At 33.0% G+C, this 684-nt stretch carries 1 protein-coding gene; it reads left to right on the top strand.

All coding sequences use genetic code 11. The features are described 5' to 3' along the window. Positions 1–547 (top strand): hypothetical protein (locus DB520_RS26305; RefSeq protein ID WP_198675474.1); only part of this gene is annotated, 547 nt, incomplete at its 5' end. Positions 548–684: the final 137 nt, after the last annotated feature.

The raw sequence follows: 684 nt of genomic DNA, 5'->3' as shown, positions 1-684 counted from the left end.
CACCATTTTGAGAACGACACTAACAATCATATTGACCCTAATTGGATTTTTGACTTACGGACAAGAAAACAAACTTGACGAAGGCGGAAATCTCATATATAAAACTGAACCAAGAGTATTGGACAGTTTATATGTAAAAGCTTTAAACAATAGGATTGATTTACTTTTACAGAGTGGATGGCATTACGTTGAAATGAACGAATACGGAAGTAGAATTAAAAACTTAAATGTGCCAGACAGGTATAAATTCCTAACAACAAACGAATTGATTGACTTATCATTAAAAGAGAAAAGGACAATTAATGTTTTAAGAGTTGTTCATAAAGAAATTTCAAAAGACACTATTGACATAAACTTTGGTTATATAGGATTTAAAGGGAAACGAAAACTTCATTTTTATAAAGGAATACGTTTTAAAAAAGCAGAGTTAACTGTTGGTTGCGGAGGAACTAATGGATACCAGCCTGACATAAGATTTGCATTTGACGATTTAACGAATGAATGGAAAATAATTCAAAACCGATTTATCAAAACTAATGACGAATAGAAAAACGGTGTATAACAGCCGTTTTGCAAAAGCGGGGGTTTCGTGCTTCTATGAAAGTGAAGTTCTAAATTCAAGATTTGTACATCTATTGAAGTTTAGTGCTGTAAAACCCCGCCTTCGCAAAGCGGCAAAACGTT

It is taken from the genome of Pleomorphovibrio marinus, from assembly GCF_003347495.1.
Classification (GTDB): Bacteria; Bacteroidota; Bacteroidia; order Cytophagales; family Cyclobacteriaceae; genus Pleomorphovibrio; species Pleomorphovibrio marinus.
Note: the sequence above shows the minus strand (reverse complement) of the source record. Positions and strands in the feature narration are given on the sequence as shown.